This is a genomic window from Microbacterium oxydans (genome assembly GCF_026559675.1).
Classification (GTDB): domain Bacteria; phylum Actinomycetota; class Actinomycetes; order Actinomycetales; family Microbacteriaceae; genus Microbacterium; species Microbacterium oxydans_D.
Window position 1 is genome coordinate 1,965,458 of the sequence record NZ_CP092891.1, and the last position, 25,079, is coordinate 1,990,536.

Sequence of the window (25,079 nt, forward strand, 5' to 3'; positions counted from 1 at the left end):
CGCCGCGTTTCGTCCGTGGGGCCGTTTCGCCGGAGCGACGCGGATCAGAGGGCGGCGCGCATGGCGGCGATGACGTCGGCCTCGTCGGGCAGGGCGACGGACGGGTCGCCGTGGCGGAAGATCCGGATCTGGCGCACGGCCTGGTGCAGCAGCATCCCGAGCCCGGAGATCGCAGGAGCGTCCCCCCAGACGGACGCGAGGGACGAGGGCCACGGGGCGTACGCGGCGTCGAAGAGGGCTCCGCCGCTCGCGGCCAGCACCGCCGCGGTCTCCGTGGCGAGGACGGTTCCGCTGGGCAGGGTCGCGATCGTCAGGTCCACACCGAGGACCGGATCGTCGAGCGCGGAGACCTCGACGACGACGCCGACGCGCTCTCCGAGATCGATCAACGGCGCCGCGCGTTCCGGTCGTCGGGCACGCACATCCACTCGCGCCGCGCCGATCTCCGCGACGGCGACCAGCGCCGACGCCGCGGTCGCGCCCGCGCCGAGGATGCGCACCGTCTCCACGTCGCCGATGCCGGCCTCTGCCAGCGCGTCGACGATGCCTCCCACGTCGGTGTTGAAGCCGGCGGGGCGCGCACTGAGCAGCAGGGTGTTGACGGCTCCGGTGAGGTCCGCGTGCCGATCCCGCGTCGCTGCCGCGCGGAACGCCTCTTCCTTCAGCGGCATCGTGAGGGAGAGACCACGCCACGTGCCGTCGAGCTGAGCGAGCGCCGTCGCGAATCCTTCAGCGGGAACCTGACGCCGCCCGTACTCCCAGTCGAGACCGAGCACCCGGTACGCGGCCGCGTGCAGGGCGGGCGACTTGGAGTGCCCGATCGGGTCGCCCCAGACCGCCAGACGGGTCATTGCGATCCGGCCGCGCATCCGTTGTTGTCGGGATTGTCGCGGCACCAGGCGCGCCATTTCTCCACGCCGGCGAGGTGCTCGTCGTACGTCGTCGAGAACTGCGTCTCCCCCGTCGCGAGGTTGATCGTGACGAAGTACAGCCACGGACCGTCATCGGGGTGCATCGCCGCCTTGATGGCCGCATCGCTCGGGCTCGCGATCGGTGTCACCGGGAGCCCCGTGTGCACGTAGGTGTTCCAGGGGTTCGGATCGGCGAGAGCCTCGGCCGAGCTGGAGACGACGCCTTCGTGCAGGGTGCCGTAGCCGTACTGGGCCGTCGAATCCATCTGCAGCTTCATGTCGATGTCGAGACGGTTCTGGATGACGCGCGAGACCTTCGGGAAATCCGCGGTCAGACCCTCGCGCTGGATGATCGAGGCGATCGTCAGCACGCGCTCCGCGTCTGCGGCCGGCACACCGGTGGCATCGAGCGCTTCACGGGTGCGGTCGACCATCCGCTGGATCACCTGCGGAGCCGTCACCCCGGGATCGAACTCGTACACCGCGGGGAAGAGCCAGCCTTCGAGGCTCTGCGCGTCGACGCCGTAGGCGGAGGGATCCTTGACCGCGGCCTCGAAGTCGGCCAGCGGGATGCCGAGCGTCTCCGCCATGCTGGGCAGCGACGACACGACCGTCCCGCCTTCGGAGACCGACACCGCGTTCGCCATCTTGTTCTCGTCGTTCTGGAGCGCGGCCAGAGCGGCCTCGGCCGTCATCTTCTCCTGCAGGCGGTAGACGCCCGGGTAGAACGTGACGTCGATGTTCTCATCGACCAGATAGTCGTAGAACACGTCCTCCGTCTTCGTGACGCCCGCCTCGTAGAGGGCGGCGGACACCGGCGCTCCGGTGTCGCCCTGCTTGATCGTCACGAGGGCCTCACCGGTCGCGAGACCCGGCTCCCAGTCCTTCGGCTCGCCCCATCCCATGGCGTCGGCGATCTTGTCGCCGTAGGTGTTGGCCACCCAGACGCCGGCGGCCGCGATGCCGCCGAGGATCGCCAGGACGATGATCAGCGCGATCAGGCATCCCTTGCGTCGCTTCTTCTTCGGTCGCGCGTCGACGTGGTCGTCGTGCGGAGCGAACAGGTCGTCGAGACCGCCGCCGATGACGGGGTCCGGATCCGGCTGCGCGACGGGAGCGGCGAGGGCAGGGTCCACCTGCGGTACGGCGCGAGTCGGAGTGTCCGCCGCATCGGCCGATGCGCGGACGGGCGTCACCGACGGCGTCTCGGTCTCGGAAGCGACGGCGTCATCGGCGGACGCGCGGACCGGCACGGGCGACGGATCCGTCGGAGCGCCCGCAGGGGTCGGCGACGAGGGCGAACCGGCAGCCGCCTCCCGCGCGGCGCGACGCGAGCCGGGCGCAGGGGCGCTGTTGTCGACCGTCGGGATCTGACGGGTCGGCTCCGGCAGGTTCTCGAACAGGTCCCCCAAGCGGGAGTCGGCGTCGTGTCGGGGCGTAGCGCTGTCGCGTTCGGACATCGTCAGGCGTGCTCCTCGTCAGGCGAGATGGCGGCACCGGCCGGGTTTCCGGTGCTCTTCTCCATGTCGATCGCCTGCTGCAGAAGCACCACGGCGGCGACCTGATCCACAATGCTACGAGACTTCTTCTGAGATCTCCCGGAACTTCGCAGTGCCGCGTGTGCGGTCACGGTGCTGAGGCGCTCGTCCACGAGGCGGACGGGGACACCGCTGCGCTCCTGCAGAGCCGCGGCGAACTCCCGCGCATCCGTGGTCGACGCGGTGTCCGCACCCTGCAGGTTGACCGGCAGTCCGACGACGAACTCCAGAGGCTCGTACTCCCCCGCGATCTCGACGAGTCGGGCGATCGATGCGTCATCGCGGGGAACCGTCTCCACCGGTACGGCGAGCATCCCGTCCGGGTCGCAGCGCGCCACCCCGACCCTCGCCCGACCGACGTCGATGCCGAGCCGCACCCCGCGGCGGAATCCGCTCACGCGACGTGCAGCTCCTGTGCGATGGCCTCGAGCGCCGCCGGCAGAGCCGACGCGTCCGCGCCGCCGCCCTGTGCGACGTCGTCACGACCGCCACCGCCACCGCCGAGGACTCCGGCGGCGCGCTTGGCCAGCGCGCCCGCCTTCGCACCGGCGGAGCGTGCGGCATCGTTGGTCGCCACGACCACGACGGGACGCCCGTTGACGACCGCGCCGAGTGCGACGATGGCCGCATCGGAACCGAGTCGATCGCGGACACCGTTCACGAGATCGCGCACGTCATCGGCCGAGGCCGCCTCGCCGAGGTTCTGCGCGGCCAGACGGAAGGCGCCGATGCGGGACGCGGCCTCGACGATCGCGGGGATCTGTCCGGCCCGCTCCTTCGCCTCGAACTGGGCGATGCGCTTCTCCGCGGCCTTGAGGCTCGCGGAGAGATCGGCGATGCGCTCGGGCAGCTGCTCCCGCGGCGTCTTGAGCGAGCTGGTGAGCTGCGACACGATCGCCCGCTCGGCGGCGAGCTCGCGGAAGGCGTCGGCGCCGACGAGCGCCTCGATGCGGCGGTTGGACGCGCCGACCGACGACTCTCCGACGAGGCTGACGAGCCCGATCTCGGCGCTCGTGCTGACGTGGGTGCCGGCGCAGAGCTCGCGCGACCAGGGGCCGCCGATGTCGACCATGCGCACCACGTCGCCGTACTTCTCGCCGAACAGTGCCATGGCGCCGGCGTCCTTCGCCTCGTCGAGCGAGACGATGCGGGTGGTCACCTCGAGGGCGTCCTGCACCGCGCGGTTCGTGATCTCCTCGATCTCGCTGCGGGTGTCGGCGGAGAGCGCCTGCGACCACGAGAAGTCGAACCGCATGTAGCCGGCACGGTTCAGCGAACCCGCCTGCGTCGCGGTCGGTCCGAGCGTGTCGCGGAGCGCCGCGTGCACGAGGTGCGTGGCGGAGTGCGCCTGGCGAGCGGCACGACGGTTCGCGGCATCCACCACGGTCGTCGCGATATCGTCGACGGCCACGCTGCCCCGCGTCACCTCGACGGTGTGGCTGATCAGACCCGGCACGGGCTTCTGCACGTCGAGCACCTCGAGCACATAGCCCGGTCCGACGATGGTGCCCTTGTCGGCGACCTGTCCACCGGACTCCGCGTACAGTGTGGTCTCGGCGAGCACGACCTCGGCGATCTGTCCCTCGGACGCGCTGCGCACGGGGGCGCCGTCGACGAGCAGCCCGAGCACGCGCGACTCGACCTCGAGGGCCGTGTAGCCGTCGAAGCCGGTCTCGCCCAGGGCGCGCAGGTCGCGGTACACCGACACGTCCGCGAGCTGACGCTTGCGGTTGCGGGCGTCGTCCTTGGCGCGCTGACGCTGCTCCTGCATGAGCGTGTCGAAAGCGGCGCGGTCGACGTCGAGGCCCGCCTCCTCGGCGACCTCGAGCGTGAGGTCGATCGGGAAGCCGTAGGTGTCGTGCAGCAGGAAGGCCTCGGGTCCGCTCAGGGTCTTCCCGCCGCCCTTCTTCGTCTCGTCCAGAGCGAGGTCGAGGATCGTGGAGCCGGCGACGAGGGTGCGACGGAACGTCTCCTCCTCGGCGAAGGCGGACGCGGAGAGCACCGACCAGTCCTTCTCGAGAACCGGGTAGACCTCTTTCATCGCGTCGCGCGACGCGGCGAACAGCTCGGGGAACGTCGGGGCGTCGACGCCCAGGAGGCGCATGGCGCGCACCGTGCGGCGCATGAGACGACGCAGGATGTATCCGCGTCCCTCGTTGGACGGGCGGACCCCGTCGGAGAGCAGCATGAGCGAGGAGCGCACGTGGTCAGCGATCACGCGGAACCGGACGTCGTCCTCGTGCGACGCGCCGTAGCGACGGCCCGAGAGCTCCACCGCGCGGTCGAGGACCGGGCGCACCTGGTCGGTCTCGTACATGTTCTCGACGCCCTGCTTGAGGAACGCGACGCGCTCGAGGCCCATGCCGGTGTCGATGTTCTTCATCGGCAGCTCGCCGACGATGTCGAACTCCGTCTTCCCGCGGATGTTCTCGATGAAGTCCTGCATGAAGACGAGGTTCCAGATCTCCAGGAAGCGCGTGTCGTCCGCCGCCGGGCCGCCGTCCTTGCCGTAGGAGGGCCCGCGGTCGAAGAAGATCTCCGAGTCGGGGCCGCCGGGACCGGGCTGCCCCGTGTTCCAGTAGTTGTCGGCGCGGCCGAGGCGCTGGATGCGCTCCGGCTTCAGACCGATGATGTCCCGCCAGATCGACTCGGCCTCGTCGTCCGTCTCGTAGACGGTGACCCAGAGGTCCTTCTCGTCGAAGCCCATCCCGCCGTCCGCCTCGGAGCTCGTGAGCAGCTCCCAGGCGTAGCGGATCGCGCCCTCCTTGAAGTAGTCGCCGAACGACCAGTTGCCGAGCATCTGGAAGAACGTGCCGTGACGGGCGGTGCGACCGACCTCTTCGATGTCGTTGGTGCGGATGCACTTCTGCAGGTCGGCGATGCGCGGATGCGGCGCGGGGACGACGCCCGTGAGATACGGGATCATCGGCACCATTCCGGCGACGGTGAACAGCAGGGACGGGTCGTCGCTGACCAGCGAGGCGGAGGGGACGATGAGGTGGTCGTTCTTCTCGAAGAAGTCGAGGTAACGCTGCGCGATATCCGCAGTTTTCATAGAGTGCCGGGTGTCCTTGCGTGAAGATGCCGCGCCGGAGCGCTGCTGCGGTGGTTCAGTTCTTGCCCGGCTCCGTGAGCCGTGCCTCCTGCTCGCGGTAGGCGTCGCCGATGATCGCGGTGAACCCGTTGATCCGGGCGTCGACCTCGGCGAGGATGTCATGACCGCGCGGGTCCTTGTTCATGAAGTGAGCCGCGACGAAGCCGCCGATCACACCGATCAGGAACCACTGCAAGCTCTTCATGTCGTCATCCTTGCCCTTGATCCGCGAAGGCGCGGTGTCACCATCGTATGCGGAAACGACAGGAGGCGTCGGGAATCCCGACGCCTCCTGCCTGATTGCTCTTTCGCTGGATCAGCGAGCCGCGTAGTACTCGACGACGAGCTGCACTTCGCAGATCACGGGGACCTCGGCGCGCTTCGGACGACGGATCAGACGCGACTGGAGCTTGTCGAGCTCGACCTCGAGGTAGCCCGGAACGGGGGGCAGAACCTCGGCGTGACCGCCGGCTGCTGCCACCTGGAAGGGCTCGGTGCCCTCGCTCTTGGCCTTGACGTGGATGAGCTGGCCCGGCTTCACGCGGAACGACGGGCGGTCGACGAGCTGGCCGTCGACGAGGATGTGACGGTGCACGACGAGCTGGCGAGCCTGAGCCGTGGTGCGGGCGAAGCCCGAGCGCACGACGAGAGCGTCGAGACGCATCTCGAGGAGCTCGACCAGGTTCTCACCGGTCAGGCCGTCCTGACGACGGGCCTCGTTGAACGTGTTGCGCATCTGCTTCTCGCGGATGCCGTACTGCTCGCGCAGACGCTGCTTCTCACGCAGACGGACGGCGTAGTCGCTGTCGGCCTTGCGCTTGGTGCGGCCGTGCTCACCCGGAGCGTAGGGACGCTTCTCGAGGTAGCGGGCTGCCTTCGGGGTGAGCGGGATGCCGAGGGCACGGCTCAGACGCACCTTGCGGCGGTCCTGGGACTTCGTGGTCACGAAGTTGTCCTTCCGATGACGTGGTCGCGTCTTTCACGACTCACGGACGTATCACCCGCGTTCTGCCTTGGAGCGCACGCCGGGGCGCCAGCAAGGTGTGGTGTGAACGAGGAGATGCCCGAGAACTCGGTTTCGAGCCGCTCAAGTCTAACAGATCGTCGCTCGCGGCCCGATCGGAAGGGTCAGCGGTCACCGAGGATGCGACGGATGCGCTCGAGACGCGCCCCGATGTCGCGCTCCGCGCCCAGATTCTTCGGCTCGTAGTAGCGCCGCCCGTCGAGCTCGTCCGGCAGATACTGCTGGGGCACGATGCCGTACTCGCTGTCGTGCGAGTACACGTAGCCGCGCCCATGTCCGAGGCGCTTCGCCCCCGGGTAGTGGGCGTCGCGCAGGTGCAGCGGCACACGGCCGAAGCCGCCGGAGCGGATGTCGGCGATCGCGGCGTCGATCCCGACGTACGCGGCGTTCGACTTCGCCGTGGTGGCGAGGTACACGGTCGCCTCGGCGAGGGGGATGCGCCCCTCCGGCATCCCGATGAAGGCGACCGCGTCGGCGGCGGCGACCGCGATGCCGAGCGCGTGGGGGTCGGCGAGGCCGACGTCCTCGGAGGCGGAGATCACCAGACGCCTGGCGATGAAGCGCGGGTCCTCCCCCGCCTCGATCATGCGCGCGAGGTAGTGCAGCGCCGCGTCCGGATCGGAGCCCCGGATCGACTTGATGAACGCGCTGATGACGTCGTAGTGCTCGTCGCCCTGCCGGTCGTAGCGCAGCAGCGCCTTGTCGACGGCCTGCGCGACGTCGTCGGCCGACACCTCGGGCACCGCGTCGGGATCCGCCTCGTCGGGATCGGCCTCGTCGTCGGAGGGCTGATCGGAGTCACCGGTCGACGCGTGGGAGAGCGCGACCGCCGCGCCCGCCTCCAGTCCGGTGAGGGCGCGCCGCGCATCGCCCGAGGCCAGTCGCACCAGGGAGGAGCGCGCCTCGTCGCTGAGCGTGACCGCGCCGTTGAGCCCTCGGGCATCGGTGACCGCCCGGTCGACGAGGAGCCCGATGTCGTCGTCGGTGAGCGGCTGCAGGGTCAGGAGCAGGGAACGCGACAGCAGCGGCGAGATGACAGAGAACGACGGGTTCTCGGTCGTCGCGGCGATCAGGATGACCCAGCCGTTCTCGACACCGGGAAGGAGCGCGTCCTGCTGCGCCTTCGTGAAGCGGTGGATCTCGTCGAGGAAGAGGATCGTGGTCTGGCCGTACAGGTCGCGCTGTGTGATCGCCTCCTGCATCACCTCCCGCACGTCCTTCACCCCGGCCGTGATCGCGGAGAGCTCGACGAACCGACGCCCCGAGGAGCGGGCGATCGCCTGCGCGAGCGTGGTCTTCCCCGTGCCGGGAGGACCCCACAGGATGATGGACACCGCACCGGGCGAGGTCGCCTCCGGATCCGCGAGAGCCACGATGGGCGATCCGGCCCGCAGCAGGTGCCGCTGACCCGCGACCTCGGCGAGGGAGACCGGACGCATGCGCACGGCGAGGGGCGTCTGCCCGGAGAGCAGTGCGGCAGGGGACGTCATCCCTCCAGGCTACCTGCGGGCCCCGACACTTCGGCCTGCGAGCCCCGGCACTTCGGCCGATCCCCCGCCTCCCGGTAGGCTCTCAGGCGACGTCGTGGAGCGGCGTCCGGACGGGAGATTCACGGGCATGGCCGCACGCGGTTCCAAGAACGCACAGGCACGCACCTCGGCGGAGCGCGCGCGACTGCACACCGCGCGCAACCTCTGGCACGAGGGACAGGTCCGGCGTCGCGTGCGCGACAACACCATCGCCACGGTCGTCGGCGCACTCATCGTCGTCGCCGCGATCGTCAGCCAGGTCATGCATGCGCAGGTGACCGCACCGGAACCGGCTCCCTCGCCGTCGCCGTCCGTCCAGCCGACGACGGCTCCGACCGAGTCGCCGACCCCCGTCCCCACCGAGACGCCCGCGGAGTGACCCCGACTCCACCGGCGTTCCCCGATCAGGGTTCGGCGCCGACGAGTCGATAGCCCCAGCCGTTCGAGACGGATACCGTTCCTCGCGACGCCGCGGGAGCCGACGCACGCCTCCCCTGCGCGGAATCGGATCGGCCCGGAGCTTCCGGACGAGTGTCCGGTCGAAGCGCCGTCGCCGGCCGCGTCTCGTCTGCTGCCCTCTCCCCGTCGCCGGGCGCCAGCCCCGCGGCCGCGAGCCGTTCGATCAGCGGCGCGAGCTGCGCCGGCCGCGCGCCGTCCAGCTCGATCCCGGCCTCGACGATCCGTGGCTGCAGGCGGAACTCCTCGGCGATCCGGCCCAGCGCGACGAGATCTGCCGGGGAGAGCATCATCTCTCGGGTCCGCGGCCGCACCGTCCAGGTTCCGTCCGTCCGGAGAGGCGCCGTGGGACGCACGGCAGCGAGAGGTTCGGCCACCCCGCTCCAGCCCGCGCGCGAGCGGGCGAGGTCGAGGAGTGCGCGCGCGATCGCGAGCGTGCAGTCGTCGCAGCCGTCGCGTCCGACGAGCGGACGTGCGCTGCTGAACCGGGAGACGTCGGCGGAGTGCAGGTCCGCGACAAGGCGTGCGTGCGATGCGCCGATGTGGTCGCAGATCCCGAGGCCGTCGGTCGCCCCGTCCCCGGCGGGCAGCAGCTGAGCCGCCACGTCCGCGCTCACCGGCGACCCGACCGCCGCGCGGAGGGTCTCGTGATCGCCGGTATCGCCGACGAGGATCCCGCCCAGCAGCGTCCGAGCGTCGTCGCTGAACACGAGCTTCCGGTACACGCCGGCCGCAGTGTCCCGGTGCGTCACGACCTCGACGGCGCCGACGTGGAGCAGTGGGTCGCCGAAGCTCGCGAACGCGACCCCGCCGAGCGTCGCGTGCACCGATTCGGCGACCCGGAGGAGACGCTCGTCGCCGCCGAGCACGCGTGCGGCCGCCACCTCGCCCATCACCTGCGCCGCACCCGCGAAGGACACCTCGCGCTCGTCGAGCCTGGCCACCTCCCCGATCGCGAGGATGTGCGGGTCGGACGTCCCGCAGCCGTCGTCGATGACCACGCCCCCGCGAGGATCCACGGCGAGGCCGGCGTTGCGGGCCAGCTCGTCGCGCGGACGCACACCGACGGTGAAGACCACGACGTCCGCGCGTTCGAAAGTGCCGTCCTGGAACTCGAGGGCGGTGACGGCACCCGACTCATCGGGGTCGAGGCGCGTCGTGCGGGTGCGCGTGCGCACGGTCACGCCCTGCGCTTCCACGGCCGCGCGGACGGTGCTCGCGGCGACCGGATCGAGGTGCGCGGACAGGAGGCGATCCGGATACTGCACGACCGTCGTGGAGACGCCCATCCCGCTCAGCGCGAGCGCCGCCCGCAGGCCGTGCAGCCCACCGCCGATCACGGCGCCACGGAGCGGACGGCCGCGCTCACGGCTGCGGGACGCCACGAAGTCCCGCACCGCCTCCGCGTCCTCGATCGAGCGGAACACGAAGCATCCCGGGAGTTCCGAGCCCTCGACGGCGACCCGCGCCGCGTACGACCCCGTGGCCAGGACGAGGGTGTCGTACGCATAGGTGCGTCGGGAACGCGTCCGCACCGTGCGGCGGGCGCGGTCGATGTGCAGCACCCGCTCGTCGCGGATCAGACGCACGCGATCGTCGCGGAGCACCGCCCGGTCGAGCTCGAGCTCCGCGGGATCGGCACCGGAGAGGAGGCTCGTGAGCGCGGACCGGTCGTACGGCCCACGGCCCTCCTCGCCGATCATCGTCACGCGCACCGGGGCGCCGGGGTCGCGGAGCAGACACGCGACGAACCGGTGCGCCGCGACCCCCGCTCCCACGACCAGGATGCGGCGCGCCGAGGATGCGGTCTCTGTCATCGTGCTCCTGTCGACCGGAAGGCTGTCGTCCTCGCGACGATAGGAGCCTCATGTTTCCCGCATGTGACGGCGGGTGTGTCCTCCGGCGAACGTTCTCCTCACAGATCGGTAACGGTCGGGTCCGCTCCGGCGGCCTCACCCCGGGCGCTCCGTCGTACTAGGCTGAGCCTCGTCCTTTCCGCCTCCCGCGGCCCTACCGCGCAAGGAGAATCACGTGTCTGCCACCGAGCCCTCGAAGCCGACTCCGCCCGTTCCCGCACCGCCCGCTGTGCCGATGCCCCGCAAGGCGCCGACACCGGCTGCCGTCGCGCCCGTCGCCCCGGTGCCGGCATCGTCGTCGACATCCGCCGATTGGGGCCGTGTCTCCGAAGACGGCACCGTCGAGGTCCGCGAAGGCGATGCCTGGCGCGTCGTCGGCCAGTACCCCGACGGGACGCCGGACGAGGCTCTCGCGTACTTCGTCCGCAAGTTCGACGACATCGCCTTCAAGGTGCACGCGCTCGAACAGCGCCAGCAGGCAGGAGGCGCCACGGCGAGCGACCTCGCCAAGCAGGCTTCGCACCTGATCGACGAGGCGACCGATGCGGCTGCCGTCGGCGACCTCGCCGGGCTGCGCGACCGACTCACCGCCCTCACCTCCTCGCTCTCCGAGGCGACCGAGCAGGAGGCGCAGCAGGCCAAGGAGCTCGTCGACCAGGCGATCGCCGAGCGCACCGCTCTCGTCGAGAAGGCCGAGGCCATCGCCGCCCGCGACCTCAGCAAGGTGCAGTGGAAGCAGGTGACCGCAGAGCTCGGTGAGCTGTTCGACGCCTGGCAGGCCCAGCAGCAGAACGGCCCCCGTCTCTCGAAGGGCATCTCGCAGCAGCTCTGGAAGCGATTCCGCGACGCTCGCGCCGTGGTCGACAAGCAGCGCCGCGCGTTCTACTCCGAGCTCGACGACGCGCACAAGAGCGCCCGCGACGCGAAGACCCGCCTGGTCGAGCGCGCCGAGGCTCTGGCCCCGCGCGGCACCGACGGGATCCCCGCCTACCGCACGCTGCTCGACGAGTGGAAGGCGGCAGGGCGCGCAGGGCGCAAGGCCGACGACGCTCTCTGGGCCCGCTTCAAGGCGGCCGGCGACGCGCTCTACGCGGCCCGCGCGGAGCAGTCCGCGGCGGAGGAGGCCGAGTCCGCTCCGAAGATCGAAGCGCGCCAGGCACTCCTCGAAGAGGCCAAGGCCGTCGCCGACGAGTCCAACATCAAGCGCGCTCGGGCCCTCCTCACGGGCATCCAGCGTCAGTGGGACGAGATCGGCCGTATCTTCCCGCGCGAGAAGGAGCGCGCCCTCGATGACAAGCTCCGCACGATCGAGCAGGGTCTGAAGGCCCGCGAGGACGTGGACTGGAAGAAGAACAACCCCGAGACCAAGGCACGCGCGAACGACATGAGCTCGCAGCTCCTCGAGGCCATCGAGAAGCTCGAGGCCGAGGTCGCCGCCGCGGAGAAGGCCGGCGACAAGAAGGCCGCGAAGGAAGCCGCAGACGCCCTCGAGGCGCGCCGCGCCTGGCTGAACGCTCTCGGCGGCTGAGCGGTTCTCCACAGTCGCCCGCGACCACCGAAGACGCGGGGTGCACTACGCCAGACTGGCGTGATGCACCCCGCGTTTCTGTATGTTCCGGGCGGGCGGCTGAGCCAGTCCGAGCTGAGCGCCGCCCGGCTCGACGGTCATGTGGTCGAGGTCGGCGATGCCTACATCCCGGCAGACCTGGTGGAGGGTCCGGATGTCCGCGCCGGCGCGATCGCCACACTCGTGCAGGCGGGCACGGCCGCCTGCGGACCGACCGCCGCCTGGATCCACGGCGCCGGTGACGCTGCCCCGGGTGTGCATCATGTGCGGCGCTGCGTCGAGCGCCGCCTCCGCCCCCTGACCTGCGCGCGCCTGATCTTCCACGACACCATGGTCCCCGCCGTCGACGTCGCGATGATCGGCGGGATCCCGGTCACGACCCCGACGCGCACCATGCTCGATCTTGCGACCACGCTGCATCGCGATCCTCGGGTGCTGACCTGGATGAGCCGCCTCGCCGTCGCCTGCCCCGGCACGGCCGAGGCGGCGGCAGAAGCGCTCCGTGCACGCCGGCGCGTACCGGGAAGCCGGGCGGGCCTGGCTGCGCTCGAAAGGCTCGCCGTCAGGACGAGGTGACGCGGTACACGTCGTACACGGCGTCGATGCGCCGCACGGCATTGAGCACCCGGTCCAGGTGCACGGCGTCGCCCATCTCGAACACGAACCGGCTCAGGGCGAGCCTCTCGTCGGTCGTCGACACCGTCGCCGAGAGGATGTTGACGTGGTGCTCGCTGAGGACCCGGGTGACATCGGAGAGCAGCCCGGAGCGGTCGAGAGCCTCGACCTGGATCTGCACGCGGAACACGCTCTTCGTGGTCGGCGCCCACGACACCTCGACGAAACGGTCCTGCTCCGCGCTCAGCGCCTTGACGTTGACGCAGTCCGCGCGGTGCACGGAGACGCCGCTGCCCCGGGTGACGAAACCGACGATCGCGTCGCCCGGAACCGGGGTGCAGCACTTCGCCAGCTTCACGAGGATGTCGTTGGCTCCGCGCACGAGCACACCGGAGTCGCCGGATCGCGGCTCCCGCGTCGGAACGCTGCCGGGAAGATCGATGGCACCGGTCGTCGGATCGTTCGCCGCGACGAGGGCCGTGACCTTCTCCAGCACCGACTGGGTGGAGACGTGTCCTTCGCCGACAGCGGCATAGAGCGCCGAGACGTCTTCGTAGTGCATGCCCCGCGCCACTTCCGTGAACGAGTCATGGCTCATCAGACGCTGCAGCGGCAGGTTCTGTCGGCGCATCGCGCGGGCGATGGCCTCCTTGCCCTGCTCGATCGCCTCTTCGCGGCGCTCCTTCGTGAACCACCCGCGGATCTTGTTGCGGGCACGGGTGCTCGCGACGAAGCCGAGCCAGTCCTGACTGGGGCCGGCGTCGGGGTTCTTCGAGGTGAACACCTCGACGACGTCGCCGCTCTTGAGCTCGGACTCCAGTGGCACGAGGCGGCCGTTGACCTTGGCGCCCATCGTGCGGTGGCCGATCTCGGTGTGCACGGCGTAGGCGAAGTCCACCGGGGTCGCCCCGGACGGGAGTCCGATCACGCGTCCCTTCGGCGTGAAGACGTAGACCTCCTTCGCGCCGATCTCGAAGCGGAGGGATTCGAGGAACTCCCCCGGGTCGGCCGTCTCGGCCTGCCAGTCGGAGATGTGCGCGAGCCACGCCATGTCGGTGTCGGAGGCGCGCACCTCGGTCTTGCCGCCGCCGTTCATCCGCTCCTTGTACATCCAGTGCGCGGCCACACCGTACTCGGCCTGCTGGTGCATCTCGTGGGTGCGGATCTGGATCTCGACCGTCCGGCCCGCGGGGCCGATCACCGTGGTGTGCAGCGACTGGTAGAGGTTGAACTTCGGGGTGGCGATGTAGTCCTTGAACCGTCCGGGCAGCGGGGTCCACCGGGCGTGGATCGCGCCGAGCACCGCATAGCAGTCGCGCACGGAGGCGACGAGCACGCGGATGCCGATCAGGTCGTAGATGTCGTCGAACTCGCGTCCGCGGATGACCATCTTCTGGTACACGGAGTAGAGCTGCTTCGGGCGCCCGACGACCTTGCCGCGGATGCGGAGATCGCGCAGGTCCTCGTCGATCTCCTCGACCACCTGGTTGAGGTACTTCTCGCGCTGCGGCGTCCGCTGCGCGATGAGGCTGTGGATCTCGTTGTAGATCTTCGGGTGCAGCACCGCGAAGGAGAGGTCTTCGAGTTCGGACTTGATGGCCTGGATGCCGAGGCGGTTGGCCAGCGGCGCGTAGATCTCGAGGGTCTCCTTGGCCTTCTTCGCCGCCTTCTCCGGCGGGACGAAGCCCCAGGTGCGCGCATTGTGCAGACGGTCGGCGAGCTTGATGAGCAGGACCCGGATGTCCTTCGACATCGCGACGATCATCTTGCGGACCGTCTCGGCCTGCGCGCTCTCGCCGTACTTGACCTTGTCGAGCTTGGTCACGCCGTCGACGAGCATCGCGACCTCGTCGCCGAACTCGGCGGTCAGGTCGGTCAGGGCGTAACCGGTGTCCTCGACCGTGTCGTGCAGGAGGGCGGCCGCCACCGCACGCGGCCCGAGCCCGAGCTCCGCGAGGATCTGCGCGACCGCCAGCGGGTGCGTGATGTACGGCTCGCCGCTCTGCCGCTTCTGTCCCTCGTGCTTCTCCTTCGCGACCGCGTAGGCGCGCTCGATGACGGAGAAGTCACCCTTGGGGTGGTTCGCACGGACGGTGCGGATCAGGTTGTCGAGGTCGTTGATCCGGGACGCGCGGGAGAAGATGCGGGGAACCAGTCGTCGCAGACTCGAACCCTGCGATGACGTCTGCGGTTCCGCCATCAACTCACCTCCCGATCAGTTCATCCTACGCGTGCTGTACGGGCCGAGCGCCCGTCGAGGGGACCGCTCAGGCGTCGATCGCCGCCCGCTCGCGGGCCGCCCGCACGCGCGCGTCGCGCTCCTTGATCTGCGGCTCGTTCTCTCGGAAGAGCGAGTACAGCGGCGCGGCGACGAACAGCGTCGAGTAGGTGGCGACCAGGATGCCGACGAAGATCGACAGCGAGATGTCCGTGAGCGACTCGGCACCGAGCCAGAGAGCACCGATGAAGAGCACGGCACCGACCGGGAGCGCCGCGACGACCGAGGTGTTGATCGATCGCACGAGCGTCTGGTTCACCGCGAGGTTCACCGACTCCCCGAAGAGCCGGCCCGATTTCTCGCCGTCCTCCGTGGTGTTCTCACGCACCTTGTCGAACACGACGGTGGTGTCGTAGAGCGAGTACGCGAGGATCGTCAGGAAGCCGATCACGGCGGCCGGCGAGATCTCGAAGCCCGCCAGCGCGTAGACGCCGACGGTGATCACGAGCACGTCGAGCAGGCCGAGGATGGCCGCTGCCGACATCTTCCAGGTGCGGAAGTAGATCGCGAGGATCAGGAAGGTCAGGGCCAGGAAGATCGCGAGACCCCACAGCGACTGCTTCGTGACGTTCTCGCCCCAGGCCGGGCCGATGAACGAGGAGGTCACATCGGCGGGCTCGACCTCGTACGCCTTGGCCAGGGCCTCGGCGACCTGCTGGGTCTCCTCGGCGCTCATCTGGTCCGTCTGGACGCGGATGTCCTTGCCGTTGAGGACGACGACCTTGGTCGCCGCCCCCGGGACGACCGACTGCACGGCCGTCGTGGCGGTGTCCTGGTCGGTGGTCGCAGGGTCCTGCACGGTGAACTGCGATCCGCCGGTGAACTCGATGGAGAACTGGATCGGACGGACCAACGGCACGAGCGCGGAACCGACGACGAGGATGATCGCGATGATGAACCACAGACGGCGCTTGCCGACGAACGGGAAAGAGGTCTTCCCCGAGTAGAGGTTGTTGCCGAACTCATTCATGGAAGGCATCAGGCGTCTCCCTCACTTCCGGCTTTCGAGGATTTATCGCCCGCGAGCGCTTCCGCGCGTTTGCGTTCCGCGATGGTCTGTCTGCGCTCCGCCTCGCCGCGGGAGCGCGTGTTCTTCGCCCCGCGCCCGGCGGACGCCGTCGCGACCTCCCGATACTGCGAGCGGCTGCGGTAGACGGCGCCGAGCGCTTCCGGGTCGAGACCGGAGAGCTTGTGTCCGCCACCGAAGAACCGGGTCCGGGCGAGCAGCTGCATCACGGGGTGCGTGAAGATCACGAAGATGAACACGTCGATGAGGGTCGTGAGTCCGAGCGTGAACGCGAAGCCCTTCACCGTGGCGTCGGCCAGGATGTAGAGCACCACGGCGGCCAGGATGTTGATCGACTTCGAGATGTAGATCGTGCGCTTCGCACGACCCCAGCCGTCCTCCACCGCAGCGGTGATGGACTTGCCGTCTCGCAGCTCGTCTCGTATTCGCTCGAAGTAGACGATGAACGAGTCGGCCGTGAATCCGATCGAGACGATCAGACCGGCGACGCCCGCGAGCGACAGGCGGAAGCCGAGCCGCCACGCGAGGATGCAGATGATGATGTACGTCAGGACCGCCATCACGGTGATCGAGGCGATGATCACCGAACCGAGGGCGCGATAGACGATGAGCGAGTAGATCGCGACCAGCGCGAGGCCGATGAGACCCGCGATCAGGCCGATCTGGAGCTGCTGCGTTCCGAGCGTCGCGGAGATCGTGTCCGAGCTCTGCACCGTGAAGCTGAGCGGCAGGGCGCCGAACTTCAGCTGATCGGCGAGGGTGGTCGCGGACTCCTGCGTGAAGCTGCCCGAGATGCTGGGGCGCCCGTCGAGGATCACACCGTTCATCCGCGGGGCGCTGATGACCTGGCCGTCGAGCACGAACGCGAACTGATCGCGGGGCGAGAGCCCGTCGATGCGGTTCTGGTTCAGGCGCGTGCTGACCTTGCCGAAGGCGTCGCCGCCCTCGCCGTTCATGGTCAGCTGGACGATCCACGCGCCGGACTTCTGGTCGCGACCCGCCGACGCATCGGTGATGGCCGTGCCGTCGAGCTCCGTCGGCCCGAGGAGGAACTTCTGGGTGCCGTCGGGCGAGCACGCGATCAGCGGCTTGTCCTTCGGCTCGCGCGCCGGATCGTTGTCAGGGCTCGCGCAGTCGTAGGCCTGGAACTCCGCGGCGAGCTTCTCCGTGACCCAGGACAGGTCGCTCGCGTCCGTCGGCTTGGCCGTCGGCGTGGCGTTCAGCGTCGGGTCCGGGCTCGGGTACGGAGTCGAGTTACCGTCCTCGCCGACGAACTCGGTGCCGGCGGCCGTCGTGTACAGCACGGGCCGGAGCTCGAGCTGTGCACTGGCCTGGATGCGCTCACGTGTCTGCGCGTCGGCCTCACCCGGGATCTGGACGACGATGTTCCGTCCGCCCTCGGTCGTGATGTCGGCCTCGGCCACGCCCGAGGCGTCGACGCGCTGGCGGATGATCGCCGCGGCCTGGTCGAGCTGGTCCTGCGTGGGATCCGCCCCGTCCTCCGTCTCGGCGCTCAGGACGATCTGGGTGCCGCCCTGGAGGTCGAGCGCGAGCTCGGGAGCCCACGAGCTCACCGGATTCCCGTCACCGTCCTTGAGGACGTACACGCCCAGGGAGTTGATGCCGAAGAGCACGCCGGTCACGAGGAGCAGGCCGAGCAGAACCCGCCAGGCGTGACGGACGGGAGAGGATGAAGCCACGTGTGTTCAGCTTTCTGGAAGGACGGGGATCCGAGCGGCCGCGCCGGCCGCGGACTTACTTGTCGTCGGCGTCGCGCTCGAGGCGGGCGCGGGTCTCCTCGGGAGTCTCGACGGCGGGCGCGATCGACTCGTCAGCGACGGGCTCGTCGATCTCGTCGACCGGCGACTCGACGACGACGTCCTTCGGCTCGACCACACGCAGGATCGCCTGGCTGTGCACGTCGATGATGGTTCCGGGAGCGATCTCGACGAGGGCCGGGGTGTCGAGGTCCTCGGGGTCGTACGCGACGATCGTTCCGTAGATGCCGCCCTGCAGCAGCACCTTGGCGCCGGGGACGGTCTTGGTGGCCTTCTCCTCCTGCTCGGCCTTCATCTGCTTCGTACGCTTGCGCGTGTTGAAGATCATGAAGATGAGGAGGACGGCGAGAAGGCCGAAGAGCAGGAATTCCATGGGCATGGGGGAAGCGCCTTTCTCAGGTGCACGCTCCAGCCTTTGGGCGCGCGAAGGTAACCGGGAAGTCTTCAGCGATTATAGGTCATCCAACTTAAGCATCCCGTCCGGATGCGGAACGCCCAGGTGCGAGTAGGCCTCCGGCATGGCGACGCGCCCGCGCGGAGTGCGGCCGAGGAAGCCGATGCGCACGAGGTAGGGCTCGACCACGCTCTCCACGGTCTCGGCCTCTTCCCCGACGGCCACGGCCAGCGTGCTCAGGCCCACCGGTCCCCCGCGGAAGCGACGGACGAGCGCCTCGAGCACCGCCCGGTCCAGCCGATCGAGACCGATCGAGTCGACGTCGTAGAGCTCCAGCGCCGCACGGACGTCCTGGATCGTCGCGGCACCGCCGCCGTGCACCAGCGCGTAGTCGCGCACCCGGCGGAGCAGGCGGTTCGCGATGCGGGGTGTGCCGCGCGAGCGGCGGGCGATCTCCGAGAGCGAGTCGGTCGGCAGATCCACGCCGAGGACGGCGGCGGAGCGGGCGATCACCTGTTCCAGTTCCGACTCCTCGTAGAACTCGAGGTGCCCGGTGAAGCCGAATCGGTCGCGGAGCGGGTTCGGCAGCAGGCCGGAGCGCGTCGTCGCGCCCACGAGCGTGAACGGCGAGAGCTCGAGCGGGATGCTCGTGGCCCCCGCTCCCTTGCCGACCATGATGTCGATCCGGTAGTCCTCCATCGCGAGGTAGAGCATCTCCTCGGCGGAGCGCGCCATGCGGTGGATCTCGTCGATGAAGAGGACCTCGCCGGGAACCAGGCTGGAGAGCAGCGCGGCGAGATCGCCGGCGTGCTGGATCGCAGGACCGCTGGAGAGGCGCAGGGGGCGCTCGCTCTCGTGGGCCACGATCATCGCGAGCGTCGTCTTCCCGAGCCCCGGAGGGCCCGCCAGCAGGATGTGATCGGCCGGGCGGCTCTGGATGCGGGCGGCGTCGAGGAGCAGCTGCAGCTGACCGCGGACCTTCTGCTGCCCCACGAAGTCGCCGAGGCTCGTCGGACGCAGGGCGCCCTCGATCGCGAGCTCGGTCTCGTCGGACGGCTCGGAGGCGTCGAGGGGGTCAGACACGCGCCTGGCCTCCCTGCGCCGGGCCGAGGAGGGCGAGGGTGCGCCGGAGCAGCGCCGCGACCGAGCCGCGCTCCGCATCGGTGGCATCCGTGGCCGTCTGCGTCGCGGCCTCGGTGGCGACCTTCTCCGACCAGCCGAGACCGATCAGCGCCGCCGCGACCTGCGTCACGACGTCGGTCGCTCCCCCGGATGCCGGCTTCGACGGGCTCGCGAGGGCGTGCACCTTGCCGGCCAGCTGCACCACGATGAGCTTGGCCGTCTTGGGGCCGATGCCGGACACCCGTCGGAACGGCACGTCGTCCTCGGCGGTGACGGCCTCGGCGATCTGGTCGGCCGTGAGATGCGACAGCACGCCGAGAGCGGACTTCGGTCCCACCCCGGTGACGCTGATGAGCAGGCCGAAGATCTCCAGTTCACCGCGATCGGCGAATCCGAACAGCGACAGCGCGTCCTCGCGGACGATGAGGCTCGTGTGCAGGAGGAGCTTCTCCCCCACCGTGGCGGTGTGCGCCACGTCGGCGGGAACGGCGACGGAGAACCCGACCCCGCCCACGTCGATGACGACCTGATCGGACGTCGTGTGCAGGACGACGCCGTGCAGAGAGGAGATCATCTGCTCAGCCTACGGGGTTGCTCGAACATAACTACGAGCGACACGCTCCGCGTCGGCCCAGGCGCGCTGCGCGGGCGTCAGCGCACCCTGCCCGGAGGCTGCGGGGCCCCCTCGACGCCAGGCATGGCACAGGGCGATGGCGAGGGCGTCGGCGGCATCCGCGGGCTGCGGGAGCGCGTCCAGGCGCAGGATGCGCGCGATCATGGTCTGCACCTGCCGCTTGTCGGCCGCGCCGTAGCCGGTCACGGCGGCCTTGACCTCGCTCGGCGTGTGCGTGGCGGCCGGCAGCCCGGACTCGGCGGCGATCAGCAGCGCCACGCCGCTGGCCTGCGCCGTCCCCATGACCGAATGCGTGTTCTGCTGCGCGAACACACGCTCGACGGCCACCGCATCCGGACGATGCTCGGCGATCACGGCACGGATGCCGGCGGCGACGATCGCGAGACGATCGCCGGTCTCCGCATCCGGCGAGGACCGGATCACCCCGACATGGACGAGCGTGCCGCGGCGCGAGCCGTCGACGTCGACCACGCCGACGCCGCACCGGGTGAGCCCCGGGTCGATGCCCAGGACGCGCAGAGAGGAGGTCACTCCTCCAGGCTAGGCGGCGGAACCGACACGGGGCGTGTGGCGCGCCTAGGCCTCGTCGTTCTCCAGTTCGGCCTGCACCTCGGGGGTGAGGTCGAAGTTGGTGAACACGTTCTGCACGTCTTCGCTGTCTTCGAGCGCGTCGATGAGGCGGAAGATCTTGCGGGCGGTGTCGGCGTCGATCTCGACCTTGAGGTTCGGGACGAACTCCACGTCGGCCGACTCGTAGTCGATGCCGGCCTCCTGGAGCGCCGAGCGCACGGCCACCAGGTCGGTCGCCTCGGTGATGACCTCGAAGCCCTCGGCGTGCGGCTCGATCTCCTCGGCACCGGCCTCGAGCGCCGCCATCATGACGTCGTCCTCGGTCGTGCCCTCGGAGCCGACGACGATGACGCCCTTGCGGCTGAAGTTGTAGGCGACGCTGCCCGGGTCGGCCAGCGTGCCGCCGTTGCGGCTGAGAGCCGTGCGGACCTCGGCGGCCGCGCGGTTCTTGTTGTCGGTCAGACACTCGATCATGAGGGCGACGCCGTTGGGTCCGTAGCCTTCGTACATGATCGACAGGTACTCGACGGCCTCGCCGCCGATGCCCGCACCGCGCTTCACCGCGCGGTCGATGTTGTCCTTGGGGACCGAGGTCTTCTTGGCCTTCTGAACCGCGTCGAAGAGCGTGGGGTTGCCCGCGAGGTCGGGGCCGCCGAGCTTCGCCGCGACCTCGATGTTCTTGATGAGCTTGGCCCAGGACTTCGCGCGCCTGGAGTCGATGATGGCCTTCTTGTGCTTCGTGGTCGCCCACTTGGAATGCCCGGACATAAGTCTCCGCTCGTCGTATCCGCCCCGGAGCGTGCCCAGGGCGTCGTCCATTCTATCGAAAAGCCGCGGTCGCCCGAGCGGCGACCGTGGCGGACGACCACACGGCCGTCATTCGCGCGGGTCTCGGCCCTGCAGCGTCACCGGGGCAGCGCCGATCTGCAGCATCATGCGCGATTCGTCGCCACGCGCGACCCGGACATGCTCGGTGATGTACCCCGCGATCTCGTCGCTCGGCTCACCCGCGGCACAGGTTCCGACCGCGGCGTTCGCCTGACGGACCAGCGCCATCATCATCGGGACGCGCTGCAGCAGGCGATCGGCATCCCCGGGCTTGTCGACCGCTTCGGCGATCGCTCGCTCGCCCTTCGCCTGGTAGTCGCAGGCGAGCACGTGGGCTGCTCCGAACGCGGCCTGCTCCCGCAACGGGGCGGTCGGGTCGTGCAGCGCGTAATAGCGCGCGACCTCGTCACGAAGCCAGGGCACCAGCGGCAGCAGCGAGTCCTGCGTCGCCTGGTCGAGCTCGCGGCCCTGCAGCGTCGGCTCCAGGGCCGCCACGATCGCGTCCATCCATCCGCGGAGCGCAGTGGTCCGCGCCTCGTCCTCGGCCGTCCCGCTGATCATCGCCGAAGCGCGATCGTAGACATGCAGTCGCTGCAGATTCATGTAGAGGTTGTTCAGGCCGATGAGTTGCCATTCCCGTGCGCTGATCATGTGATCGAGCCTACTGATGACCATCGGGCTCCTCGCGAGCCGGCGCGAGCGTGCGGCCTCTGGCGCGAGACGGCACCCGGGTGTAGGCCTGAGGCATGAACGGGATGGCTCCTGACGACAGGTCTCGTGCGCTCGACGCCGCGCATCACGCCGCGCTCCGCTTCCTGGACTCGGTCGCCGAGCGACCGGTGTGGCCTCGGGCATCACTCGACGACATGCTGGCCGAGTTCGGCGGCCCGCTCCCCGACCACGGACTGGACGCCGCGGCAGTGGTCGAGGAGATGGCCGTGCTGGCCGATCCCGGGCTCGTGGCGATCCCCGGCGGCCGATTCTTCGGCTTCGTGATCGGCGGCACCCATCCGGCAGCCCTGGCCGCGGACTGGCTCGTCTCGGCGTGGGATCAGAACTCGGGATCGTCGACCCTCACACCCGCCACGGTCGCGATGGAACGCGTCGCCGGGCAGTGGATGCTCGACCTCTTCGGTCTCCCGGCGACCGCCAGCGTCGGCTTCGTCACGGGTGGGCAGCTCGCCAACTTCACCTGCCTCGCCACCGCGCGGCACGCTGCGCTGGCGCGCGCGGGACGGGACGTCGCCGAGCAGGGATTCCGCGGTTCTCCCCCGCTGCGCTTCGTCGTCGGCGCCGACCGACACGGCTCCGTCGACCGCGCCGCACGCTTCCTCGGGATCGGGCGCGCGGAGCTGACGGTCGTCCCCTCGGACGACCAGGGACGCATGAGCGCCGATGGGCTCGAGCAGGCTCTCGTCGGCGGAGAGGGACCCCTCATCGTGTGTCTCCAGGCGGGAGAGGTGCACACCGGCGCCTTCGATGACTTCGCCGCGCTGATCCCGATCGCGCACCGACACGGCGCCTGGGTGCACATCGACGGGGCCTTCGGACTGTGGGCGGCGGCGTCTCCCGCCCTGAGCCATCTCACGGCCGGCATGGCGGATGCCGACTCCTGGGCGACCGACGCCCACAAGACGCTGAACGTGCCGTACGACTGCGGCATGGCGATCGTGCGCGATCCGGCCGACTCCATCGCCGCGTTCCGCACCGGAGGCGACTATCTGATCTATTCAGGGCTCGACCCGTGGGACGTCACCCCGGAGCTCTCGCGTCGAGCGCGCGGCGTGCCGGCGTGGGCAGCGCTCCGCAGCCTGGGACGTTCGGGGATCGCCGGGTTGCTGGACCGCCTGCACGCGAACGCCGTGGCCATGGCGTCCGGGCTCGCGGCGATCGATGCCGTGCAGATCCTGAACGACGTCGAGTACACCCAGGTGATGTTCCGCGTGGACTCCGACGACGCCACGCGAGCGCTCGGCGCCGCGATCTTGGACGAGGGCACCGCGGCGCTCACCGGCGCCGAGTGGCGAGGGCGCGCGGCTCTGCGCTGTTCGATGTCGTCCTGGGCGACGACCCCGGCCGACATCGAGCGCACCGTGCAGGCGATCCGCGCGCTGGTCGCCGTATAGCGCATCCCGCTCTCTCACGAACGGCGCGAGTGGAGCAGGATGGATGCATGCGCCGATCGCGACACATCACTCCTGCCGACCGCTCATCGGACGTCCGCGACGGCGAGCCGACACCGGCGGACTCCTTGCGATACCTCGTGCATCTGCCGGACGAGTACGACGCCGATCCGGACCGGCTCTGGCCTCTCGTCCTGTTCCTGCACGGTGCGGGCGAACGCGGCTCCGACCTCGACCTCGCCGCGGTGCACGGCCCACCGAGCTTGGCGGACGCCGGCCACGAGTTCCCCTTCATCCTCGTCACGCCCCAGTGCGCCGAGTCGAGTCAGTGGGTCACCGAGCTCTCGACCCTGTCCGTCCTGCTCGATGAGGTCGTCGCCGCACACCGCATCGATCCCGCCCGCGTCTCGGTGACCGGACTCAGCATGGGCGGATACGGGACCTGGAGCCTGGCGGTGCGCTACCCGGATCGGTTCGCCGCGATCGCGCCCGTCTGCGGCGGACTGTGGATGCAGAGCGCGGCGCCGATCAGCAGCCTGCCCGTCTGGGCGTTTCACGGCGACGCCGACGATGTCGTGCCGATCTCCGCCACCGAGCAGATCGTGACGGAGCTCCGATCGCTCGACGCCGACGCGCGGTTCACGCGATACGCGGGCGTCGGTCACGATTCCTGGACCGAGACGTACGAGAACCCCGAGCTCTACGACTGGCTGCTCTCCCAGCGGCGCGCGTCCTGACGCTCGGGCGGTCGCACGGCGCTCGAGTCTCGTCGCGCGCGGTCGCTCCCATCCCTGCTAGCGTCGAGGAACTTCCGCACCGGCGGGACCGTCACGATGCAGGGGGCACGGCACGATGAACGCAGGAGCGGACCGCCTCCGACCCGCCTGGGCCAGTCTTCCCCTCCCCCTCCGTGCGCAGATCGTCGCGGCGATCGGCGGCGATTTCGTGACGAACGAACCCGCTCACGGCGGCTTCAGCGCCTCGTACGCGGGTGTCGTGACGACCACCGCCGGTCACGCGTTCGTCAAGGCCTCTGCTGCCGATTGGCACGCGGACTCCCTGCTCTTCCTTCGCGAGGAGATGCGCACGCTCGCTCATCTGCCGACCCCGATCGCCCCGCGCCTTCTCGCCGCCGTCGACGATGCCGTGGGTGCCGCACTCGTCATCGAGGCGATCGATGGGCACCACCCGGGCGAGCCGTGGACCATCCAGGACCTGCACGCCGTGGCGCGCGCGCTGCGAACCCTGGCGACCACCCCCGCACCGACGGAGATGCCCCGGGCGGAGGACCATATGGTCCCGGGCTTCACCCGCTGGAAGGAGATCGCGGCGGACCCGCACCTCCTCGGCGCACTGCCACACGATCTGCCGGCTCTTATGCCGCAGCTCCTACGCCTCGAAGAGGGCTTCGGCGACGCACTGCACGGCGACGTCATCGTGCACGACGACGTGCGCGCCGACAACATCCTGATCAGCGACGGGCGAGCACACCTGCTGGACTGGCCGCACGCGCGCCGGGGGGCAGCGTGGATCGACCTGCCCTGTCTGCTGCCGAGCGTCGAGGCGTCCGGCGGGCCGTCCTGCGAGGAAGCATGGGCGTCTTCCAAGAGCACGGTGCGCCACCCCAGGCCGCCCTGCTCCCCGTGATCTCCGCCTTCGCGTCATTCCTCTGGTACCAGCAGGCGCAGCCTGAGATTCCACAGCTTCCCGGCCTCCGGGCGTTCCAGCGCGCGCA

Annotated in this window: 23 protein-coding genes; 6 read left to right on the plus strand and 17 right to left on the minus strand. The window is 69.9% G+C overall.

Features of this window, described 5'->3' with window-relative positions:
• Window positions 1-44: 44 nt before the first annotated feature.
• The 7 genes from MME74_RS09380 to MME74_RS09410 all read right to left on the minus strand — a co-directional run bounded on the left by MME74_RS09380 (window position 45) and on the right by MME74_RS09410 (window position 8,057).
• Window positions 45-851 carry a shikimate dehydrogenase gene (locus tag MME74_RS09380; protein WP_267414566.1) on the minus strand — a complete coding sequence of 269 codons (807 nt, stop codon included), beginning with the start codon at window positions 849-851 and terminating at the stop codon, window positions 45-47.
• The gene (gene mltG / locus MME74_RS09385) at window positions 848-2,371 is read right to left on the minus strand and encodes an endolytic transglycosylase MltG (protein WP_267414568.1); all 1,524 of its coding nucleotides are present in this window, start codon (window positions 2,369-2,371) and stop codon (window positions 848-850) included. Before mltG ends, MME74_RS09380 begins: the two co-directional genes overlap by 4 nt.
• Window positions 2,372-2,373: 2 nt before the next feature.
• Complete coding sequence (gene ruvX, locus MME74_RS09390) at window positions 2,374-2,847, minus strand: Holliday junction resolvase RuvX (protein ID WP_267414570.1); 474 nt, start codon at window positions 2,845-2,847, stop codon at window positions 2,374-2,376.
• Window positions 2,844-5,504 carry an alanine--tRNA ligase gene (gene alaS, locus MME74_RS09395; RefSeq protein ID WP_267414572.1) on the minus strand — a complete coding sequence of 887 codons (2,661 nt, stop codon included), beginning with the start codon at window positions 5,502-5,504 and terminating at the stop codon, window positions 2,844-2,846. The genes ruvX and alaS overlap by 4 nt, the downstream gene beginning before the upstream one ends.
• A gap of 55 nt (window positions 5,505-5,559) precedes the next feature.
• Window positions 5,560-5,748 carry a hypothetical protein gene (locus MME74_RS09400; protein ID WP_105721276.1) on the minus strand — a complete coding sequence of 63 codons (189 nt, stop codon included), beginning with the start codon at window positions 5,746-5,748 and terminating at the stop codon, window positions 5,560-5,562.
• Window positions 5,749-5,859: 111 nt separating this feature from the next.
• Window positions 5,860-6,489, minus strand: coding sequence for a 30S ribosomal protein S4 (rpsD, locus tag MME74_RS09405; protein ID WP_267414580.1), 630 nt, complete (start codon window positions 6,487-6,489; stop codon window positions 5,860-5,862).
• A 182-nt stretch (window positions 6,490-6,671) separates the two neighbouring features.
• Entirely contained in the window at window positions 6,672-8,057 is a 1,386-nt protein-coding gene (locus tag MME74_RS09410) for a replication-associated recombination protein A (RefSeq protein WP_267414582.1), read from the minus strand.
• 127 nt (window positions 8,058-8,184) lie between these two features.
• Between MME74_RS09410 and MME74_RS09415 the strand changes: the two genes are divergently transcribed.
• A complete protein-coding gene (locus tag MME74_RS09415) occupies window positions 8,185-8,475 on the plus strand; it encodes a hypothetical protein (RefSeq protein ID WP_267414584.1) in 291 nt (96 codons plus the stop codon).
• 25 nt (window positions 8,476-8,500) lie between these two features.
• Here MME74_RS09415 and MME74_RS09420 read toward each other — a convergent pair whose 3' ends face one another.
• Window positions 8,501-10,369 carry an NAD(P)/FAD-dependent oxidoreductase gene (locus tag MME74_RS09420; RefSeq protein ID WP_267414586.1) on the minus strand — a complete coding sequence of 623 codons (1,869 nt, stop codon included), beginning with the start codon at window positions 10,367-10,369 and terminating at the stop codon, window positions 8,501-8,503.
• Window positions 10,370-10,583: 214 nt separating this feature from the next.
• Between MME74_RS09420 and MME74_RS09425 the strand changes: the two genes are divergently transcribed.
• The gene (locus tag MME74_RS09425) at window positions 10,584-11,936 is read left to right on the plus strand and encodes a DUF349 domain-containing protein (RefSeq protein ID WP_267414588.1); all 1,353 of its coding nucleotides are present in this window, start codon (window positions 10,584-10,586) and stop codon (window positions 11,934-11,936) included.
• Between the two features lie 63 nt (window positions 11,937-11,999).
• Window positions 12,000-12,551 (plus strand): type IV toxin-antitoxin system AbiEi family antitoxin, encoded by a 552-nt coding sequence (locus tag MME74_RS09430; protein ID WP_267414590.1) that lies wholly within the window; start codon window positions 12,000-12,002, stop codon window positions 12,549-12,551.
• On the opposite strand, the gene MME74_RS09435 is transcribed toward MME74_RS09430, so the two are convergent.
• The 9 genes from MME74_RS09435 to MME74_RS09475 form a co-directional block, all read right to left on the minus strand.
• The gene (locus MME74_RS09435) at window positions 12,538-14,790 is read right to left on the minus strand and encodes a RelA/SpoT family protein (protein WP_267414592.1); all 2,253 of its coding nucleotides are present in this window, start codon (window positions 14,788-14,790) and stop codon (window positions 12,538-12,540) included. The two genes, MME74_RS09430 and MME74_RS09435, sit on opposite strands and share 14 nt — an antisense overlap.
• Before the next feature lie 67 nt (window positions 14,791-14,857).
• Window positions 14,858-15,847 carry a protein translocase subunit SecF gene (gene secF / locus MME74_RS09440; protein WP_267414594.1) on the minus strand — a complete coding sequence of 330 codons (990 nt, stop codon included), beginning with the start codon at window positions 15,845-15,847 and terminating at the stop codon, window positions 14,858-14,860.
• Complete coding sequence (gene secD / locus MME74_RS09445) at window positions 15,847-17,595, minus strand: protein translocase subunit SecD (protein WP_267414596.1); 1,749 nt, start codon at window positions 17,593-17,595, stop codon at window positions 15,847-15,849. Before secD ends, secF begins: the two co-directional genes overlap by 1 nt.
• Before the next feature lie 55 nt (window positions 17,596-17,650).
• Window positions 17,651-18,052 (minus strand): preprotein translocase subunit YajC, encoded by a 402-nt coding sequence (locus tag MME74_RS09450; RefSeq protein WP_267414598.1) that lies wholly within the window; start codon window positions 18,050-18,052, stop codon window positions 17,651-17,653.
• Window positions 18,053-18,124: 72 nt separating this feature from the next.
• Complete coding sequence (gene ruvB / locus MME74_RS09455; RefSeq protein ID WP_267414600.1) at window positions 18,125-19,150, minus strand: Holliday junction branch migration DNA helicase RuvB; 1,026 nt, start codon at window positions 19,148-19,150, stop codon at window positions 18,125-18,127.
• Window positions 19,143-19,763: a Holliday junction branch migration protein RuvA gene (ruvA, locus tag MME74_RS09460; protein ID WP_267414602.1), complete on the minus strand. Its 621-nt coding sequence runs from the start codon at window positions 19,761-19,763 to the stop codon at window positions 19,143-19,145. Before ruvA ends, ruvB begins: the two co-directional genes overlap by 8 nt.
• A gap of 9 nt (window positions 19,764-19,772) precedes the next feature.
• Window positions 19,773-20,354: a crossover junction endodeoxyribonuclease RuvC gene (gene ruvC, locus MME74_RS09465; RefSeq protein ID WP_267414604.1), complete on the minus strand. Its 582-nt coding sequence runs from the start codon at window positions 20,352-20,354 to the stop codon at window positions 19,773-19,775.
• Window positions 20,355-20,399: 45 nt separating this feature from the next.
• Window positions 20,400-21,161: a YebC/PmpR family DNA-binding transcriptional regulator gene (locus MME74_RS09470; RefSeq protein ID WP_267418550.1), complete on the minus strand. Its 762-nt coding sequence runs from the start codon at window positions 21,159-21,161 to the stop codon at window positions 20,400-20,402.
• 108 nt (window positions 21,162-21,269) lie between these two features.
• Window positions 21,270-21,872 carry a hypothetical protein gene (locus tag MME74_RS09475; RefSeq protein ID WP_267414606.1) on the minus strand — a complete coding sequence of 201 codons (603 nt, stop codon included), beginning with the start codon at window positions 21,870-21,872 and terminating at the stop codon, window positions 21,270-21,272.
• A 104-nt stretch (window positions 21,873-21,976) separates the two neighbouring features.
• Here MME74_RS09475 and MME74_RS09480 point away from each other — a divergent pair, with 104 nt between their 5' ends.
• The 3 genes from MME74_RS09480 (at window position 21,977) to MME74_RS09490 (ending at window position 24,991) form a co-directional block, all read left to right on the plus strand.
• Complete coding sequence (locus MME74_RS09480; RefSeq protein WP_267414608.1) at window positions 21,977-23,347, plus strand: pyridoxal phosphate-dependent decarboxylase family protein; 1,371 nt, start codon at window positions 21,977-21,979, stop codon at window positions 23,345-23,347.
• Window positions 23,348-23,394: 47 nt separating this feature from the next.
• Window positions 23,395-24,081, plus strand: coding sequence for a dienelactone hydrolase family protein (locus MME74_RS09485; protein WP_267414610.1), 687 nt, complete (start codon window positions 23,395-23,397; stop codon window positions 24,079-24,081).
• A gap of 115 nt (window positions 24,082-24,196) precedes the next feature.
• Entirely contained in the window at window positions 24,197-24,991 is a 795-nt protein-coding gene (locus MME74_RS09490; protein WP_267414612.1) for a phosphotransferase, read from the plus strand.
• Window positions 24,992-25,079 lie beyond the last annotated feature (88 nt).